Source organism: Azospirillum lipoferum, assembly GCF_024170005.1.
Classification (GTDB): Bacteria; Pseudomonadota; Alphaproteobacteria; order Azospirillales; family Azospirillaceae; genus Azospirillum; species Azospirillum lipoferum.
The window spans coordinates 151196-169163 of the sequence record NZ_JALJXJ010000011.1 but is presented as its reverse complement, the minus strand read 5'-3'; the positions used below and the strand labels follow the sequence as shown (position 1 = coordinate 169163).

Sequence of the window (17968 nt, the reverse complement as noted above, 5' to 3'; positions counted from 1 at the left end):
AGTCCGATCCCATCGGAAAAATCAGTCAAGTCCGGTCGGCAAGCCGGGTCAGCACCACCTGGGATGCAAGCGACCGCACCGCCGCCGGATCGGGCAGGTTGGGGCCGAAGCAGCCGAGCTTGGCGGCAGCGAACGCCACCGACAGCCGGGCGACATCCTCCAGCCCGCCATCCTGCTGGAAGGCGGCGATCAATCCGGCCACCATGGCGTCGCCCGCCCCGACGGTGCTCAGCGCCTGGACCGGCGGCAGCCGGCCATGCAGGGCGCGCGTTCCATCCACGAACAGTGCACCATCCGCCCCCAGTGACACCACCACCACCGACACGCCGCGCTGCCGCAATTGACGGGCCGCGTCCAGCAGGTCGGCATTGGTCGGCAGTGGCCGGCCGGCCCAATCCTCCAGCTCATGCCGGTTGGGCTTGATGCAGTGTGGCAAGGCACCGGTGGAGGCCAGCGCCGCCGCCAGCGGCGCCCCGCTGCTGTCCAGCACGACGCGGGCGCCCGCCGACGCGAAATCGGCGGTCAGCGTGCCGTAGGCATCGACGGGCAGACCCTCGGGTAGGCTGCCGGCCAGCAGGACCGGTGTTCCCGGACCGATCAGCCGGCGGACCGCCTCCTGTACCCGGTCGAGCGCGCTTTCGTCGGCACTCAGGCCCGGCAGGTTGATGTCCGTGGTGTCGTTGGCCGAGAGATCGGCGATCTTGATGTTGACGCGCGTCTCGCCCGAAAGCCGCAGGAAGGCGTCGGCGATGCCCTTGCCCTGGAACAGCGCCTCGAAGGGCGCGGCGTTCGTGGTGCCGAGCAGGCCGGTGGCAACCACTGGCACGCCCCAGTCGGCTAGGCAGCTGGCGACGTTCACGCCCTTGCCGCCGGCATTGTGGCGCACCGCCTTGGCGCGGTGGACGCTGCCGGGCTTCAGCGCCTCGACCGTGATGGTCTGGTCGATGGCCGGATTCAGCGTGACGGTGACGACGGGATTCGTCATGACGCTTCCCCCTCCAGCGCCCGCACCTCGTCGGAGGACTCGCAGTCCAGTGCCCGCTGGGCCAGCACCCGCAGGCCGGCGAGGTCGCTGACGCGCAGCTTGTCCTTGACGCCGGGGATGTCGCGCGGGGTCATCGACAGCTCGCGGACACCGAGACCGGCCAGCAGGGCGGCGCCGAACGGGTCGCCGGCGATGCCACCGCAGACGCCGACCCAGCGGCCATGCTTTTCCGCCCCTTCCACCGTCAGGCGGATCAGGCGCAGCACCGACGGGTGCAGGCTGTCGGCCTCCGCCGCCAGTTCGGGGTGCTGGCGATCGATGGCCAGCGCGTACTGCGTCAGGTCATTGGTGCCGATGGAGAAGAAATCGACATGGCGGGCCAGCACATCGGCCTGGATGGCGGCGGCCGGCACCTCGACCATGATGCCCAGCGGCACCACCGGGGCGTCCAGCTCCGTCCGGATGCGGTCGCAGACGGTGCGCAGCGTCTCGATCTCACGCAGCGTGGTGATCATTGGGAACATGATCAGCAGCGCGCCCGGCTTGGCTCCCTTGGCGGCGCGGTAGAGGGCGCGCAGCTGCGGCTCCAGCAGTTCGGGATGGCGCAGCAGCAGGCGGGCGCCGCGGACGCCGAGGAACGGGTTCTCCTCATGCGGCAGCTGAAGGTGCGGCACCTGCTTGTCGCCGCCGATGTCCAGCGCGCGGACGATCAGCGGACGGCCATCCAGCGCTTCCAGCATGGCGCGGTAGGTCTCGTACTGCTCCTCCTCGCTCGGCGCATCGCCGCGCTCCAGGAACAGGAACTCGGTACGCATCAGACCGACGCCCTCGCCACCCTGCGACAGGGCCATCGCCACCTGATCGGGGCGGTTGACGTTCGCGCCGATCTCCACCGTGTGGCCGTCGCGGGTACGGGCCGGCAGGCTGCGCCGTTCCTCCTGCTGGGCCTTCTTGACGCGCTGCTCCTCGATCCAGCCATGGGCAGCGGCGAGGTCGGTGTCGGTGGGGTCGAGATAGAGCTGGCCGGACTGGCCGTCGAGAATCGCAGTGGTGCCATTGGCAAGCTCGGTCAGCGCGCCACCGCCCGCCACCATCGCCGGCAGCCCCAGCGTGCGCGCCAGGATCGCGGTGTGGGAGGTCGGACCACCCTGCACCGTCGCCAGACCGATGACGCGGCCCATGTCGAGGGCGGCGGTGTCGGACGGCGACAGGTCGTCGGCGACCAGGATGCAGGGGGTGTCCGGCAGGTCGCGGATCGAGCCGCCGCGCAGATCCGGATCGATGCGGGTCAGTACCCGGCGGCCGACGTCGCGCAGGTCGGCGGCACGTCCGGCCAGCACCGGGTTGGGGTTGGCGGCCAGCTTGGCGGCGCTGCGCTCCACCGCCTCGTTCCACGACCAGCCGGGGCCATGCCCCTCCACCATCAGCTGGCAGGCCAGCGTGATGACGTCGGTGTCGTTCAGAAGCTCCGCCTGGGCGGCGAAGATGCCGGCCTCCGCCGGACCCAGCCGGCGGGCGGTGTCGTCAGCCAGCGCCTTCAACTGCTGGCGGGTCAGGTTCAGCGCTTCGTGCAGGCGGTTGCCGCCTTCCAGCAGCGGGGCCGGGCGGTCGGAAACCGTCAGGTCGGCCTTCGGCATCACATGGACCGGACCGATGGCGAGGCCTGGGCTCGCGCCGATGCCGGCGACCACAGGCATCTCGCGGCCAGCCGAGGGCGGCGGGGTCCAGCCCTGCACCACCGCCTTCGCCTTACGCGCCGCGGCGGCGGCATCCGCCTTCTCCCGCGCGCTGAGGCCGGTGATGGTGGCGCGCAGCCGGTTCAGCACCGCCCGCGCGTCGGGACCGTCGGCCGATACGGTGATGTGGTCGCCGGGATGCAGGCCCAGTTGCAGCAGCGCCACCAGCGTCTTGCCGTCGGCGGTCTCCTCGCCATGCCGCACACGGATCCGGCCGGATGCCGCACGGGCGGCCTCCACCCAGGCGGCGGCGGGACGGGCATGCAGGCCGGTCGGGTAATCGACGACCCATTCGAAGCTTTCGGCGAGGTCGTCGGACTCCGACGCAGGTGCCGCCGGCGTGGTCGTCTCGTCCGACAGGGCGGCGGCGAGGTCGGCGGGATTGCCGGTGGTGAACAGGGCATTCAGCCGCGCCTCGTCCTGCATCAGGCGGGTCAGGCGGCGCAGGATGGCGATGTGGGCATCGGACTGCGCGGCGATGGCGACCACCAGCCGGGCGGTCTGCCCGTCGTTCCACACCACGCCGTCCGGCACCTGGAGAATCGCGATGCCGTTGCGGCGGACCAGATTGCGGTCGTCCACCATGCCGTGCGGGATGGCGACGCCGTGGCCGAGGAAGGTGTTCGCCACCGTTTCGCGCCGGATCATGCTGTCGGCATAGGCGGGATCGATGCAGCCCGCGGCGATCAGAAGCTGCGCCGCCTCGCGGATTGCCGCCTCCTTCCCGGCCGGGGCGGCGCCCAGGCGGATCAAATCGGGGGGAAGGCTCAAGGGATGCGTGTCGGTGGCCATGGCGACCGTCTCCTCCGCGGGTTCTTGTCTGTCCTGTTGGAGATAGTGAAAACGATTACAGTTGGACTGTCAACGCTTGTTGCGTTGCAACATCTGGACTTTTCTGGATAACCAGCTTGTCAGACGAACGAAAATGGGGAATGCTTCGAGCAATTATCTGGAAACGTTTTCAGATATCGCGCCGCCCTGGTCATCCTCGGCCCTCAAGGCTAAGGTCGCTTCCCCAAATCGGGACACCTTCCACACGATCGGTCTGGACATGAGCGTCTCGGGAAAAATCGCCAGCATCAAGGACGTGGCCCTGGCCGCCGGGGTGTCGGTCGCCACCGTGTCGCGGGTGCTGAGCAACGGTCCGGTCAGCGATGCTCTGCGCAAGCGGGTTGAGGATGCCGTGCGCGCCACCGGCTACCGCCCCAACCTGTCGGCGCGGCGCCTGCGGTCCCAGCATTCGCAGACCATCGGACTGGTGGTGTCGGACATCCGCAACCCCTTTTTCACCGCCGTCAGCCGCGCGGTGGAGGACGCGGCCTATCGCGCCGGCATGCGCGTCATCCTGTGCAACAGCGACGAGAATCCGGAGCGGGAGGAGCTGTATCTGCGCCTGATGCAGGAAGAGCGGATCACCGGCCTGATCTTCGCCCCGACCCGCGCGATGCTCGACCGGCTGGACGGTCTGGACCTCGACTTTCCGGTCGTGCTGATCGACCGCAATGCGCCGACCGGCCGGCATGATGCGGTAGTACTGGACAACCCGCGCGCCGCGGCGCTGCTGGTGGAGCATCTGCACGCCCAGGGCTATCGCCGGATCGCCGGCCTGTTCGGCAACACCAGCACCACCGGCCAGGAGCGCCATGAGGGCTATCAGGCCGCCATGACGGTCCGCGGCCTGACCCCGGCGGCTCGCTTCCTCGCCCCCCATGCCGACGCTGCGGAGGCGGCGGTGGTGGAGTGGATGGGGCAACGCGACCGACCGGAGGCCTTCATCGTCAGCAACAGCCTGTTTCTGATGGGCGTGGTCAAGGCCGCCCGCCGGCTGAAGCTGACGATCCCCGACGGGATTGCGGTCGCCGGTTTCGACAATGAACCCTGGACCGAACTGGTCGGCCCCGGCCTGACCGTCATCGAGCAGCCGGTGCAGGACATCGGCCAGTCCGCCATGGCCCTGCTGTTCGAACGGCTGGAGGCGCCGGATCGCCCCAGCCGGCGCCTCGTCCTGGGTGGCACCTGCGTCGTACGCGGCTCCACCGCCGCGCGCATGGCCGACGCCGACTGACGGCAACGACGGCCGGAGCGCTACGGCGTTTCCTCTTCCCCACCCGTGTATGATCTGTCCGGCAACGGGTTACCCCCGATGCCGGACAATGGGCGTCGCCGATAACCAGTGCCCGAAAGATACGCTAGGACTCCCGGTTCTGGCCAACGGATGTTCAAAGAAAAATACTCCCCTGGTGTGTGGGAAGAACAGTTCCGAAAGCGGCGTTGACCCTGGCCCAACACCCCACTACCGTCTTGTTTGCAACGCACAACAAATAATGCCCGCTGATACCAATAACGGCGGCTTTTTATCGTTGTTCCTCTTCCCGATAACTTTTCGACTTATCGGGAAACGTTGGTAGGCCAAGCAATTCTTCACCCGAAAAAGTGCACCGATGATGGTTGCGTCAAATCGGGATCGTGCCTGCAACCAGAACAAGAACCGACAAATCGGGGGGACGCAGTGCGCAGACGTCAAAGGCATCAACGGGGGTGACGGCGCGATGCTGAAGGGTTTGATCGGCATAAGGTCGGCGAAACAGCGGACCGGCTTCGCCCGGCATGGTGTTGCGACGGTGCTCGTCACCGCCGCGACGATGGGGCTGGGGCTGCTGACCGGCATCCTGGTCGCTCGCACCATCGGCCCGGACGGCCGGGGGGCGCTGACCGCGGTGCTGACCACGGTGCAACTGCTGGGCTGGCTGTTCGGCATGGGCTGCGGCAAGGCGGTGACCTATGCGCTGTCGCGGGATCATGCCGCCGGCGGGCGGCTGCTCAGCACCTGGACGCTGATCCTGCTTCCGGTGGCGGCGCTGGCGATCGGTATCGGCCATCTGCTGCTGCCGACGCTGCTGGCGGCCCAGCCGGCGGAGACGCTGGAGCTGGCACGGCTCTATCTGCCGATGATCGCCATGGCCCTGCTGTCGGAGCTGATGCTGGGGCTGATCCTGGGCGACCAGGATTTCCGCAGCTTCAACGCGCTGAACTTCATCCAGCCGGCCGGGGTAGCCATCCTCTATGCCCTGCTGTGGGCCGCCGGCCATTTCACGGTGGAGGCCGCCGTCATCGTCCAGGGGGCGATGAGCACGCTGGTGCTGGTGGCGGCGGCCACGCTGCTGGTCCGCCGCCACGGCTTCGGCCGGCCGGACTTCCTGCTCGGGCGACAGACCGTCTGGTATGCCCTGCGCACCCACGGCGACGTGGTGGGCGGCGTCATCACCCAGCGGCTGGACCTGCTGATCATTCCGGCCTTCCTCCCGGCGGCCCAGGTCGGACTCTATGCCCTGGCGACCAGCTTGTCCTGGCTGATCGTGAGCCTGTCCGGCGCACTCGCCACCGTGGTCATGCCCGCCGCCACCCGGCGGGGCCAGTCGGGGCGCGAATTGGTGCTGAACAGCCTTCAGGCAACCTTCGCCATCGGCGGACTGCTGGGCGGCGGCCTGTTCGTCTTCGCCGACATCGCAATCAGGCTGGTCTATGGCCCGTACTTCGCCGACAGCGCGCTTCCACTGCGGCTGCTGTTGCCGGGTGCGGTTCTTTATGCCGCCGCATCCATCCTGCTGAACGGGCTCTATGCGGAGAACCGGCCCTTCACCGCCACCCTGGCCAATCTGCTGGGCATGGTGGTCACGCTCGGCGGGCTGCTGCTGTTCCTGCGCAGCGGCGGGATCCTGGCCGCAGCCATCGTTTCCACCGTCGCCTACACGCTGGTGTTTGCCACCGCGGCTGCGCTCTATCGCCGGGCGACCGGGCTGTCCTGGCGCGTCTTCCTTCCCGACCCGGCGATGCTCGCAGCCTTGCCGCGGCGCCTGTTCGACAAGCCCTCGTCGGTAACCGCATCCCCGGCCGCCAGCACGGTCGCCAGCACGGCCGGCCCTGCGGGCAAGTGACCGAACCCACCGGAAATTCTCCAGGAACTGAGGAAACCGCAATGCGACTGTCGCTCTTGACGCCCGAATACCCACCCGGCGAAAAGCTCGGCGGTATCGCCACGCACACCCACACGATGGCCCGTGCGCTGGCACGGCTCGGCCATACCGTTCAGGTGGTGACCCCATGGAAGGCCGGCGGCCTGCCGGCCGGCACCGCCATCGAGGACGGCGTGACGGTGCAGCGCGTCGATCCGGGTCCGCGCGTGCAGGCGGTGCTGGACCGCTTCCGCACCAACCGCCGGCTGGCCGATGCCGTCCGCGCCTTCCGTCCCGACGTCGTTCATGCGGCGGAGTTCGATGCCGACGCCTGGTGGCTGACCCGCTTCAGCACGATTCCGGTGGTGACGCGGCTGGCGACGCCGACCGGGCTGGTGATGGACACCAACAGCCAGCCCTGGGTGCCGCACACCCATCTGTTGAACGCGCTGGAACGCGACCAGACCAAGCGCAGTGCGGCGATCTACGCCTCCACCCGCGCCATCGCCCGGCGGGTTGCCGATTACTGGCGCATCCCGCCGGAGCTAATCCAGGTCATCCCCAACAGCATCGACCTTGCCGCGGTGGCGGTGAACCAGACGGCCGAACCGCCGATCGAGCTGCCGAAGCGCTTCATCGCCTTCTTCGGCCGTCTGGAGGGGCGTAAGGGCATCGCCACGCTGGGCCGTGCCATACCAAGCGTGCTGGCCGCCAACCCCGACCTGCATCTGATGATGATCGGCGGAGAGGATCCGGCCAGCGCCGCCGTGATCGACCAGTTCCGCCGCGACGTGGCGCCGGTCGCCGGCCGTGTTCATTTCACTGGTGCCCTGCCGCGCAACGACGCGCTGGCCGTGGTGGCGCGGGCGGAAATGGCGGTCGTCCCCTCCCTGTGGGAAAGCTTCGGTTTCGTTGTGGTGGAGGCGATGGCGCTCGGCGTGCCGGTGGTCGCCAGCGACTGCGGCGGCTTCCCGGAGATCATCGAGCATGGCCGTACCGGCTGGCTGGTCCCGCCCGGGGAGGCGGAACCGTTGCGCGACATGCTGATCGCCCGGCTGGCCGACCCCGACGGGCTGAAGGCGGTCGCCGCGGCCGGTCTGGAGCACGCGAAGAGCTTCGACGTCGACACCGTCGCCGCCCGGGTTGCCGCTCTGCTGGAGAATGCCAAGGCCGAGCGCACGCAGGCCGCCGGCTCCGGTATCTACAATAACGGCTACCGCCGTCATTTCCGCCCCGACCACCCGACCACCCCCTTCTACCGCATCTATGACGAGAAGCGGCGCGCGGTGGCGGCGGAGCTGGAACGGCTGCCGCGGATGCGCATCCTCGATGTCGGCGGCGGGTACGGTCGCATCACCGGACCGTTCGCCGGCCGGCACGACGTGACGCTGGTCGACATCTCGCATGACATGCTGGCGGAGGCGAAGGAACGCTTCCCCGCCCTAACCGTCCAGCAGGCCGACGCCCGCAAGCTGCCCTTCCCCGACGACAGCTTCGACCTCGTCATCGCCATGGATCTGCTCTGCCATCTGCCGGACCTGGAGGCCGGCGTGCGCGAGCTGCAACGGGTGGTCAAGCCCGGTGGCCGGATCGCCTGCGACACCACCAATGCGAATCCGCTGTGGGTGATCGCCTATCCCCGCTACTACCGGTGGCGGCCGGACCGGCTGCTGGCGACCATGCGCTGCCACGGCGTGCTGCCGGAATGGAAGGCGCTGGTCCGCCACCATTGGGCGCCGGAGATGCGCAAGGCCATCGCCGCCACCGGCCTGACCCTGCAGAAGACCGATCATTTCGGCCCGCCGGGGGTGGCGAAGTGGCATCTGTGGTGGTGCCGGCGCGGCGGCAAAGGGTCGGAGGGGCACGCATCGTGACGAAACCGCCCCTTCTCCTCTTCCTCGCCCATGGCGGCGACCCGCATCGCGTCGCCATGGCGCCGGCGCTGGCCGCCGCGGCGGAACGCGCCGGCTGGACCTTCGACCTCTATTACGACGGGCGTCGCAGCGGCCGCCATTTCGGCGGCTGGGAGGACGGTAACCGCACCGAGGCGACCGGCACCGGCAGCCTGATGGCCGGCGGCCGGCATCTGGACCACGCTCTATGGCTGACCACCCGCTTCCGTGTCGTGGCGTTGGGCGACCCGGCTTCTCCTCTGTGGCCGGTGGTGGAGGCGGGAGGCGAAAGCGCCCTGCGCAGCACCGATCCGGCCGCACTCTATGAGACCGCCTTCCGCCTGCTGGGCCAGCCGATCCCGGAAGAGGTCGCGGTGCTGGACATGGCGCCGCAGACCCCGCTCGGCATCGTTGCGGCGCCGTTCCTCTATCCGCAGCTGATGGCGGCCCCCTGCCTCGGCATCGACATCAGCGCCGATGCCGGACTGCGGGACCGGTTGGAGGCGTTGGGCGCCCGGCGTTTCACCGGCCATTGCGTCGACCCGGTGCGCGCCCGCGGTTTCCCCGGCGGTCTCGACGCAGCCGAGGGCAAGGTCGCGGGGGAGAGCTATGCCAGCTTCAGCGCCGCGCTGGCCCGACGGCATGCCGGCTGGGGCCACGGCACCCTGTTGGGCGACCCCGACCTGATCGCCGCCCAACTGCCGCTGGCGGCGACCAAGCGCCTGCTGCCGCTCTACGGCCGGCCGCAGACCGACGTGATCGAACGTGCCGCGGACCTGATCCAGGCCGGCGCCGACCCGGTCTACGGCCGGCAGTTCGACGATCACGACTTCTTCGCGCTGGGCCGGCTGGGCCGCGGGTTGCAGATCGTCGATCCCGATCCGCCCTTCGCCAGCACCGCCGCGGTGCCGCTGCGCATCGCCGAGCCGCCACGCCCCTTCACCGATTACGAGCCGGACGACGCCACGCTGCGCCGCTGGGCGTCGGAGGGGCGGGTGCTGACCACGCTGGTGCTGTGGTCCGGCATGATCCGCGAGCTGCACTGCATCCCACGCATCCTCGATCTGGTGGCGGCGACCGGCCTGCGTTGCGGACTGGTGGTCACCGTCGACAGCCTGACTCAGTCCAGCCCCGCCGATCTCGCCCTGCTGTCGGTGCCGGAGGAGCGCGGCGGTGTGCTGGGCCGGGTGGAGCTTCTGCTGGGCAGCACCGGCCGCGGCGTCTGTGCCGAGGGCGAAATGCCGGATGGCGAACTGGCCCGCCTGCTGACCGACGCCCGGGCGGAGATTGCCACCATGCTGCCGCCCGGGCTGATACCGCGCGGCTGGTGGCCGCTGGTCGACTCCCCTCTGGTGCCGGGCCGCACCCCGCGCCTGCATTGGGAGGAGGGGCGGCCCGTCCTGCGCATCTCCCCCCGCCCGCGCCCATCGGAAACCCCGGCGGCGAGCGTCGAGACGGTACCGGAAGGCACGCCGCGCACAGCCCCCCGAACCGGCACATCGGCAATGGATGCCCGGCGCATGATCGGCAATGCGTTGCGCCGCTACCGGCTCGACCGCTTTTACGAGGCGTGGCGTCCCTATGACAGCGCCCGCCCTGGTCTCCTGCGGCCGGAGGTCGCCGCCGCCGTCCAATCCGCCGGTTTCGATTACATGTGGACCAAATCCGGGTTCGGCTCCGCCGAGCCGATGGTGACCGACGGCGGCTTTGTCGCCCTGCCCTTCACCGCCGGCGACTGGGACGGCTGGTCCCCCTTCTACACCATCCGCAACACCACTCAGGTCCGCGCCGCCGAACGCCGCCTGACGCACGACGGCCGACCGGGATGGCTGGCGTCCAACATCGATTCCATCCTGTGGATGCTGCCGGGAGAAGTTCTGGAGAAGGGGCGCGCGCTGTTCCAGGTCGCCCAACTCGTCGCCAATGGCGGCGGGACCGGAACGCTGGTCAACGTCACACCCAACACCGTCGCCCGCTACGCCCGCATCCTGGCGGAGGCGAAGGCCGGACATACCGTTTCCACGCCCCCGAAGCTGCCGCCGGTTCTGCCACCGGAAGCCCCGAACGATACCCGCCAGCCCAGCCGTGACCCGGCCGAGGTCGCCTGAGCCATCTCAGCCGTCTTGCATCACCGCGCACAGTTCGCCCGAGAGGAAGGAGTTCAGCCCATGGACGCACCGGAACACCGATTGCCGTCAGGCACGGCCGGGTTCGCTGCCGGCTTCGTCGCACCGCCGGTCGGAACGGGTGCCGACAAGGTTGACGTCAGTCGGTTGGCCCAGATGCTGTGGCGGCAGAAATGGCTGATCCTCGGGCTGACAGCGGTGCTGTGGTTACCGGCGCTGCTGCTGATCAATGCCATGACCCCGCTCTACAGTTCCTCCGCCGTCGTGGTGATCGACCCGCATCCGAACCGCGTCATCAACATCCCGTCCGTCTCCGAGCCGATGGGGATCTATCTCGACACCGTCAACACGGAGGTCGAAATCCTGCGCTCCCGCGACCTCGCTGCCCGTGTGGCGGAAGCGCTGAACCTGGGACAGGAACCGGAATATGCCGCGACCACCGACAAGCCGGGCCTGCTGACCCCGCTGATGGAGGAAGGCCGCGCCCTGCTGACGGAGGTGGCAGCGCTGCTGCCGGAACCGCTGGCCGTCCTTGTGACGCCGCCGCCACGCCCGGCCCCGCCGACCGGCAATGCGCAGGAGAGGGAAAATGCCCGCCTGACCGACGCCTTCCAGAAGAACCTGCGCATCAGCCCCGGCGTGCAGTCGCGCGCCATCCGCATCACGGTGGAGGCGAAGGACCCGCAGCTCGCCGCCCGCGCCGCCAACGCGGTCGCCGACGCCTACCTCGCCCTCCAGGTGGAGGCGAAGCGCAAGGCCACCCAGAACGCCAGCGAATGGCTGCAAAGCCGTCTGGACGAACTGCGCCAGGACATGACCTCCACCGGCCGCGCGGCGGTCGAGGCGATGCGGTCGGAAACCGGCCTGGTGAAGGGCCGCGACGCTCCGCTGGTGAATGAGGAGATGTCTGCCCTCAATGCCCAGCTCGCGGAGGCGCGGACCGCCCATGCCAACGCCCAGGCCCGGCTGCGCCAGTTGCAGTCTGTCCGGCCGGGCAATCCGGAATCGCTGACCGGTGCCGACATCGGCGGTGATCCGCTGATCACCACCCTGCGCCAGCGTCAGGCGGCGCTGAACGCCCAGCTTGCGGAACTGCGGGCCCAATACGGCGACCGCCACCCGGCGCTGAACCGGCCGACCGCGGAGTTGCGCGAACTGAACGCCACCCTCGCCACCGAGGTCGACCGCGTGGTCCGCAGCCTGCGGGGCGAGGTGGAACAGCAGGTCGCCAAGATCCAGGATCTGTCCCGCCGTCTTGAAGGTCTGCGGACGGAATCCTTCGACACGCTCCAGGCCGACGTGAAGCTGCGCGACCTTCAGCGGCAGGCCGATGCGTCCGACGACAATTATCGCCGCGCCGTCACGCGCCTGAAGGAAACCCAGGTGCTCCAGGCGCTGGAGATGACCCCAGACGTGCGCGTCGTCTCGGCCGCCGCCGTTCCGGGCGGGCCGGTGGGGCCGGGCAAGGCGGTACTGGCCGGCTTGGCAGCCGTCGTCTGCGGCGCCATCGCCACCGGTGTCGCCCTGGTGCGCACCATGCGGCAGCGCGGGGTCTACAGCTCCCATCAGGTGGAGGCGGTGCTGGGCCTGCCCGCCGTCGGCATCGTGCCGCTGCTGGGCCGGACCAAGCGGTCCGCCAGTGCCGAAGCCGATCGTGATCCCTATTCCAACACCGGTGGCGGCGACTTCGCCGAGGCTGTCTGGCGGCTCTGCGCCCGGCTGCATCTGGTCCGCACCGGGGCCGAGCCGGCCAGCATCAAGGGCGGCGAGGTGGTGATGCTGACCTCGTCTGTGGCGGGAGAGGGCAAGACGACGCTGGCGGTCGCCCTGTCCGCCTTCCTGGCCGATACCGGCCGCCGGGTCGTCATCGTCGATTGCGATACTCGCCGCCCTGCCGTCCACCGGCTTCTCGGTGGCGTCCGTCCGCCCAAGGGGCTGACCGACCTGCTGGAAGGCGACGCGACGCTCGATCAGGTGGTGCATGTCGACGACCGTCGCCGTGTGGCGGTGATCGCGGCCGGCCGGCCGGTCGACCGTCCGCAGATCCTGCTCGGTTCCAAGGCCATGCTGTCGCTGCTGGTGGAGCTTGCCGAACGCTACGATGTGGTCGTCCTCGACACGCCGCCGGTGCTGTCGGTATCGGACGCGCTGATCCTGGCACCGCTGGCCGACCGCGTCCTCTATGTCGTGCGCTGGGCGCGCACCGCTTCCAGCCTTGCCAGCGCCGGGATCAAGCAGGTGCGGCAGGTCGGCGGGCGGATCGGCGGGGCGGTGCTGTCGATGGTGAATGCCCGCGAGCATGCGAACCTCGAATATGGCGCCCGCCCGCCCAGCGGCCGCTCCTACCGCCTACGCCGCATCGCCTGAGTTTGAATCCTCGGCTCACGTGAGCGCCGGTCCCTTTCGGGAGAACCCACCATGAAAGTCGCGATCGTCCATTACTGGCTCGTCGGGATGCGCGGGGGCGAGAAGGTCATCGAAGCCCTGTGCGAGCTGTATCCGGAGGCCGACATCTTCACCCATGTCTACCGGCCGGAGCGCATATCACCTGTCATCCGCAGCCACCGGGTCACCACGACCTTCATCGACCGGCTGCCGATGGCCCACCGGATGTACCAGAAATACCTGCCGCTGATGCCGCTGGCGCTGGAACAGCTCGACCTCAGCGCCTACGACCTCGTCATCAGCAGCGAATCCGGCCCGGCGAAGGGTGTGCTGACGCGGCCCGATGCGCTGCATGTCTGCTACTGCCACACGCCGATGCGCTATGTGTGGAGCGGCTATCACGATTACCTGCATTCGGCCGGCCCGATGGTGCGGCCGCTGATGCCCTATGCCATCCACCGGCTTCGGCAATGGGATCTGGCGACGGCGGCGCGGGTCGACCGCTTCATCGCCAACTCGCACACGGTGGCTCAGCGCATCTGGCGGGTCTATCGCCGCGACGCCACCGTCATCCACCCTCCGGTGGAGACGCAGCGCTTCGCTACGGTCACCTCTGCCGACGGTGGTGACCGGAGCGACCATTACCTGTTCGTCAGCCAGCTCGTTTCCTACAAGCGGGCCGACATCGCCATCGAGGCCTTCAACCGCATGGGCCGCAAGCTGGTCGTCGTCGGCGAGGGGGAGGAGTTCAAACGGCTGAAGCAGATGGCCGGACCGACGGTGGAACTGGTCGGCCACTGCTCCCCGGCGGCGCTCGACCGCCACTATGCCTCCTGCCGGGCGCTGATCTTCACGGCGAACGAGGATTTCGGCATCGTCCCGGTGGAGGCGATGGCCGCCGGCCGGCCGGTGATCGCACTGAACCGAGGCGGCGCCACCGAGACGGTGCGCGACGGCCTGTCCGGCCTGTTCTTCGACCAGCAGACGCCGGAAGGCCTGATCGAGGCGGTGGAGCGGTTCGAGGCGCAGGAACCCCGCTTCAACCCCGTTGCCATCCGCGCCCACGCCGCCCGCTTCGACCGCGACGTGTTCAAAATGCGCCTGCGCGAGACCATCGACAGCTGGATGAACGGCGAGGAAGCCTCCCTGGCACCGGAACGGTCCAAGACTGCCAGCCGCCGCGGTCGGGAGCTGGCCCCGGCATGAGCGGCAACATGACCCCGTCAACCATGGCCCGCCCGGTGTCACTGGTCCCGATCGATCCCGACACCGTCGAGCGGCTGGGCGTCACCGTCATCGTCCCGACCTACCGCCGGCCGGACCAGCTCGCCGGCTGTCTGGAGGGGTTGGTCCGCCAGACGCTGGCACCGGTCCAGGTGGTTGTCACCGTGCGTGACAGCGACCCGGACTCCGCAAAGGTCGCCCGCCGCTACTCCCCTGCCCTGCCGGTCCAGATCGTCGGCATCGACGTGCCGGGGCAGGTCGCCGCCATCAATCGCGGCATGGACCATGCCCGTGGCGATATCGTCGCCATCACCGACGACGATGCCGTTCCCCATCCCGACTGGGTCGAGCGGATCGAGGCCTGGTATCGCACCGATCCCCGCATCGGCGGTGTCGGCGGTCGCGATCATGTCTATCACGGCACCGTACCCGAAACCGGGGAGGCGGAGGTGGTCGGCCGGCTGCAATGGTTCGGCCGGGTCATCGGCAACCACCATCTGGGTGTCGGCCCGGGGCGGGACGTCGACGTGCTGAAGGGCGCCAACTGGAGCTTCCGCCGCACGGCAATCGCCGGCCAGCGACTGAACACCCGGCTGCGCGGCAGCGGCGCCCAGGTCCGCAACGAGGTGGATTTCTGCCTGCGGCTGTCCCGCCAGGGCTGGCGGTTGGTCTACGACCCGCTGGTGGCGGTCGATCACTTTCCGGCCGTGCGCTTCGACATCGACCAGCGCGGAGCCGACCATTTCCATCCGCTGGCGCAGGAAAACGCGACCTTCAACGACACGTTGGCCCTGATGGCCCATTTCGGCCCGGCCAACCGCGCCGCCTTCGCCGCCTGGGCGATGCTGGTGGGAACCTGCGAGTTTCCGGGTCTGGCACAATGGGCAAGACTGAGGCTGCGCGGCGACCGGCATGCCGGGGCGAAGCTGCGCGCCACGCTGCGCGGCCGGCTGGCGGGGATGCGTGACTGGCGGGAGACACCGGCATGACCGTCGTCACCACTGGCCTGGAGCGGAGCCATCATGGTGCGGGTCACGCCATCGGCGACCTGCCGTCCGTCGGCAAGCTGGCGGCACCGGTCTTCTGGTTCCTGGTGGCGATGCCGGTGCTGGTCGGCAAGGCCGGCCTGCTGGAGATCATCTTCCCGGTCGGCGCGCTTACCGTCGGCGCGCTGCTGGTGACGCGCGACCCCGCCCGCTTCGCCGCCTTCACCTGGTGGCTGTGGTTCCTGACGCCGGAGGTGCGGCGGCTGGTCGATTACCAAGCGGGGTGGAGCGTCATCAGCCCGGTCATGGTGACGCCCTTCGCCGTCGGCGCGATGACCTGGTTGGTGATCGGACAATATCTGCCGATGTTGCGCTACCGCGCCTATTTCGGTTTCGTGCCGGTGATGCTCGGCATCTTCTACGCCTATTTCAACGGCATTACCCAGGCCGGTGTGGCGGCGGCGACCTTCGCCCTGCTGAACTGGCTGGTCCCAGTAACGCTGGGGCTTTACGTCGCACTCCACTGGCCGCTCTACCCGCAGATGCGCGATGCGGTGCTGCGCGCCTTCGTGCTGGGGCTGGCGCTGGTCGGCGGCTATGGCCTGATCCAATATTTCGTCATGCCGGCCTGGGATGCGCGCTGGCTGATCAATGTCGGCATGACCAACCAGGGCATGCCGCTGCCGATGCAGGTGCGGGTGTTCAGCACGCTGAACTCCTCCGGTCCGATGGCCTTCCTGCTGGTGACCGGGCTGGTGGTGCTGCCGGCGGCGCGCGGCATTCTCGTTCCCGTCGCAGGCGCCCTGGCGCTGGGGTCGCTGCTGCTCAGCCTCGTGCGGGCGGCGTGGCTGGCGGGACTGTTCTCCTTCGCGTGGCTGCTGCTGACCATGCCGGGCCGGCACCGGCTGCGGCTGGTCGCGGTCGGTGTCGGGCTGGTGCTGTGCTCCCTGCCGCTCCTCAGTGTGCCGATGGTCAGTCAGGCCATCATCTCCCGCTTTGACACGCTGAACTCGATGGAGAACGACCGCAGCTATCAGGAGCGGCAGGAGTTCTACGGCCGCTTCCTGATCCAGGCGCTGACCGAGGTGCGCGGCGCCGGGCTCGGCACCATCGACACCGCGACCAAGCTGACCAACGAGGACGGGCAGTTGGGCGCCATGGCCTTCTTCGACAGTGGCATCCTGCGCGTGCCCTACGAGCTCGGCTGGCCCGGCACGCTGGGCTATGTCACCGGCATCATCGCATTGACGGTTGGGATGCTGCGCCGCGGCGGTGCGCCGCCAGACCCGTTCGCCCGCTGTGCCGAGACGGCGGCACTGACCATCCTCGGCTGCATGGTGTTCGAACACACGCTGGTGAAGGTGACGGGCGTCGGCTTCTGGTTTTTCCTGGGCATGGCAATGGCCGCCAAGAACCACGGGCTGGCCAGTCAGCAGGCCGCCATTCAACCCACAGGTCCGGGCCGCCAATTCCAAGAGGACAAGCAATGGACGGAAGCCTGATCCCGCCCGATAGTCTGCCAGGGGAGATGCGGGAGGCCAGCGTGCTTCAACTCGGGCTGGGCTGGTTCCCGGAAAACCATGGCGGGGCGGAGAACATGTTCTACCATCTCGCCCGTTACCTGCCGCAGCAGGGCATCGCCTTTTCCGGGCTGGTGCTTGGCAATGTTTCGGAGACGCTGGACAACGGCGCCCGCATCGACAGCTTCGCCCCGCCGACGGCCTCGCTGCCGCGCCGGCTGGCCGCGGCGCGGGTCGCCATCGCGGAGGCGCTGCGCCGGCAGGGGCCGGACCTCGTCGCGTCGCATTTCGCGCTGAACACGGTGGGCGCCCTGCCCGCCCTGCGCAACCGGCCGCTGGTCGTCCATTTCCATGGCCCCTGGGCGCTGGAAAGTGCGGCGGAGGGCGCCGGTCCGCTGGCAGTGCGGCTGAAATTCATGGTGGAACGGCTGGTCTATCACCGCGCCGCCCGTTTCGTCGTGCTGTCACGCTCCTTCGCCGCCATCCTGGCTGAGAGTTACGGTGTGCGGCCGGAGCGCATTCACCGGGTACCGGGCGGCGTGGATGCCGACCGCTACGACTTGCCGGACAGCAAGCATCAGGCGCGTGCCCGCCTCGGCTGGCCGCAGGGGCGGCCCACCGTACTGACGGTTCGCCGGCTGGTGAAGCGCATGGGGTTGACCGCGCTGGTCGATGCGATGGTGGAGTTGCGCCGGCGGGTGCCCGACGTTCTGCTGGTCGTCGCCGGTCGCGGGCCGGAGGCGGCGGCCCTTCAGGACCGCATCGGCGCGCTGGGGCTCGAGGAGCATGTCCGGCTGCTCGGCTTCGTTCCCGACGCCCATCTGCCGCTGGCCTACCGCGCCGCCGATCTGTGCGTGATGCCGTCGCAGGCGCTGGAGGGCTTCGGCCTGACCGCGCTGGAATCGCTCGCTGCCGGCACGCCGGTGATGGTCACCCCGGTCGGCGGCCTGCCGGAGGTGGTGGAAGAGCTGGACGGCGACCTCGTATTGGCAGGCACCGACGCGCAGTCGATCGGCATCGGCCTTGCTGAGGCGCTGACCGGCGTCCGCCGCCTGCCGGATGCCGCTGCTTGCCAAGCACTGGTGCGCAGCCGCTTCGATTGGCCGGTCATCGCCGCCCGCACCGCAGCGGTCTATCGCGGCGCCCTGCAATGAGCACCCC

At 69.2% G+C, this 17968-nt stretch carries 11 protein-coding genes; 9 read left to right on the top strand and 2 right to left on the bottom strand.

The window, feature by feature from the left end:
* Positions 1 to 25: 25 nt before the first annotated feature.
* Both pfkB and ptsP read right to left on the bottom strand, forming a co-directional pair.
* Entirely contained in the window at positions 26 to 985 is a 960-nt protein-coding gene (pfkB, locus tag J2848_RS24090; protein WP_149232895.1) for a 1-phosphofructokinase, read from the bottom strand.
* Positions 982 to 3513 (bottom strand): phosphoenolpyruvate--protein phosphotransferase, encoded by a 2532-nt coding sequence (gene ptsP / locus J2848_RS24085; protein ID WP_149232894.1) that lies wholly within the window; start codon positions 3511 to 3513, stop codon positions 982 to 984. Before ptsP ends, pfkB begins: the two co-directional genes overlap by 4 nt.
* Before the next feature lie 259 nt (positions 3514 to 3772).
* Between ptsP and J2848_RS24080 the strand changes: the two genes are divergently transcribed.
* The 9 genes from J2848_RS24080 (at position 3773) to J2848_RS24040 (ending at position 17961) form a co-directional block, all read left to right on the top strand.
* Complete coding sequence (locus J2848_RS24080) at positions 3773 to 4786, top strand: LacI family DNA-binding transcriptional regulator (protein WP_149232893.1); 1014 nt, start codon at positions 3773 to 3775, stop codon at positions 4784 to 4786.
* Positions 4787 to 5270: 484 nt separating this feature from the next.
* Positions 5271 to 6656, top strand: a complete 1386-nt coding sequence (locus J2848_RS24075; protein WP_149232892.1) for an oligosaccharide flippase family protein — start codon at positions 5271 to 5273, stop codon at positions 6654 to 6656.
* A gap of 41 nt (positions 6657 to 6697) precedes the next feature.
* Entirely contained in the window at positions 6698 to 8548 is a 1851-nt protein-coding gene (locus tag J2848_RS24070) for a glycosyltransferase (RefSeq protein ID WP_149232891.1), read from the top strand.
* Complete coding sequence (locus J2848_RS24065) at positions 8545 to 10674, top strand: hypothetical protein (RefSeq protein ID WP_211103226.1); 2130 nt, start codon at positions 8545 to 8547, stop codon at positions 10672 to 10674. Before J2848_RS24070 ends, J2848_RS24065 begins: the two co-directional genes overlap by 4 nt.
* Before the next feature lie 60 nt (positions 10675 to 10734).
* Complete coding sequence (locus J2848_RS24060; protein WP_149232890.1) at positions 10735 to 13059, top strand: GumC family protein; 2325 nt, start codon at positions 10735 to 10737, stop codon at positions 13057 to 13059.
* Positions 13060 to 13110: 51 nt separating this feature from the next.
* A complete protein-coding gene (locus tag J2848_RS24055) occupies positions 13111 to 14283 on the top strand; it encodes a glycosyltransferase (protein ID WP_149232889.1) in 1173 nt (390 codons plus the stop codon).
* Positions 14280 to 15290: a glycosyltransferase family 2 protein gene (locus tag J2848_RS24050; protein ID WP_149232888.1), complete on the top strand. Its 1011-nt coding sequence runs from the start codon at positions 14280 to 14282 to the stop codon at positions 15288 to 15290. Before J2848_RS24055 ends, J2848_RS24050 begins: the two co-directional genes overlap by 4 nt.
* Entirely contained in the window at positions 15287 to 16789 is a 1503-nt protein-coding gene (locus J2848_RS24045; protein WP_149232887.1) for an O-antigen ligase family protein, read from the top strand. Before J2848_RS24050 ends, J2848_RS24045 begins: the two co-directional genes overlap by 4 nt.
* Entirely contained in the window at positions 16774 to 17961 is a 1188-nt protein-coding gene (locus J2848_RS24040; RefSeq protein ID WP_246194011.1) for a glycosyltransferase family 4 protein, read from the top strand. The genes J2848_RS24045 and J2848_RS24040 overlap by 16 nt, the downstream gene beginning before the upstream one ends.
* Positions 17962 to 17968 lie beyond the last annotated feature (7 nt).

Bases quoted from the DNA above. Each gene is read 5' to 3' on its own strand.
- ptsP (WP_149232894.1), bottom strand. From the start codon at position 3,513: ATGGCCACCGACACGCATCCCTTGAGCCTTCCCCCCGATTTGATCCGC.
- J2848_RS24055 (WP_149232889.1), top strand. From the start codon at position 13,111: ATGAAAGTCGCGATCGTCCATTACTGGCTCGTCGGGATGCGCGGGGGC.
- J2848_RS24050 (WP_149232888.1), top strand. From the start codon at position 14,280: ATGAGCGGCAACATGACCCCGTCAACCATGGCCCGCCCGGTGTCACTG.
- J2848_RS24060 (WP_149232890.1), top strand. From the start codon at position 10,735: ATGGACGCACCGGAACACCGATTGCCGTCAGGCACGGCCGGGTTCGCT.
- J2848_RS24080 (WP_149232893.1), top strand. From the start codon at position 3,773: ATGAGCGTCTCGGGAAAAATCGCCAGCATCAAGGACGTGGCCCTGGCC.
- J2848_RS24075 (WP_149232892.1), top strand. From the start codon at position 5,271: ATGCTGAAGGGTTTGATCGGCATAAGGTCGGCGAAACAGCGGACCGGC.
- J2848_RS24070 (WP_149232891.1), top strand. From the start codon at position 6,698: ATGCGACTGTCGCTCTTGACGCCCGAATACCCACCCGGCGAAAAGCTC.
- J2848_RS24040 (WP_246194011.1), top strand. From the start codon at position 16,774: ATGGACGGAAGCCTGATCCCGCCCGATAGTCTGCCAGGGGAGATGCGG.
- J2848_RS24045 (WP_149232887.1), top strand. From the start codon at position 15,287: ATGACCGTCGTCACCACTGGCCTGGAGCGGAGCCATCATGGTGCGGGT.
- pfkB (WP_149232895.1), bottom strand. From the start codon at position 985: ATGACGAATCCCGTCGTCACCGTCACGCTGAATCCGGCCATCGACCAG.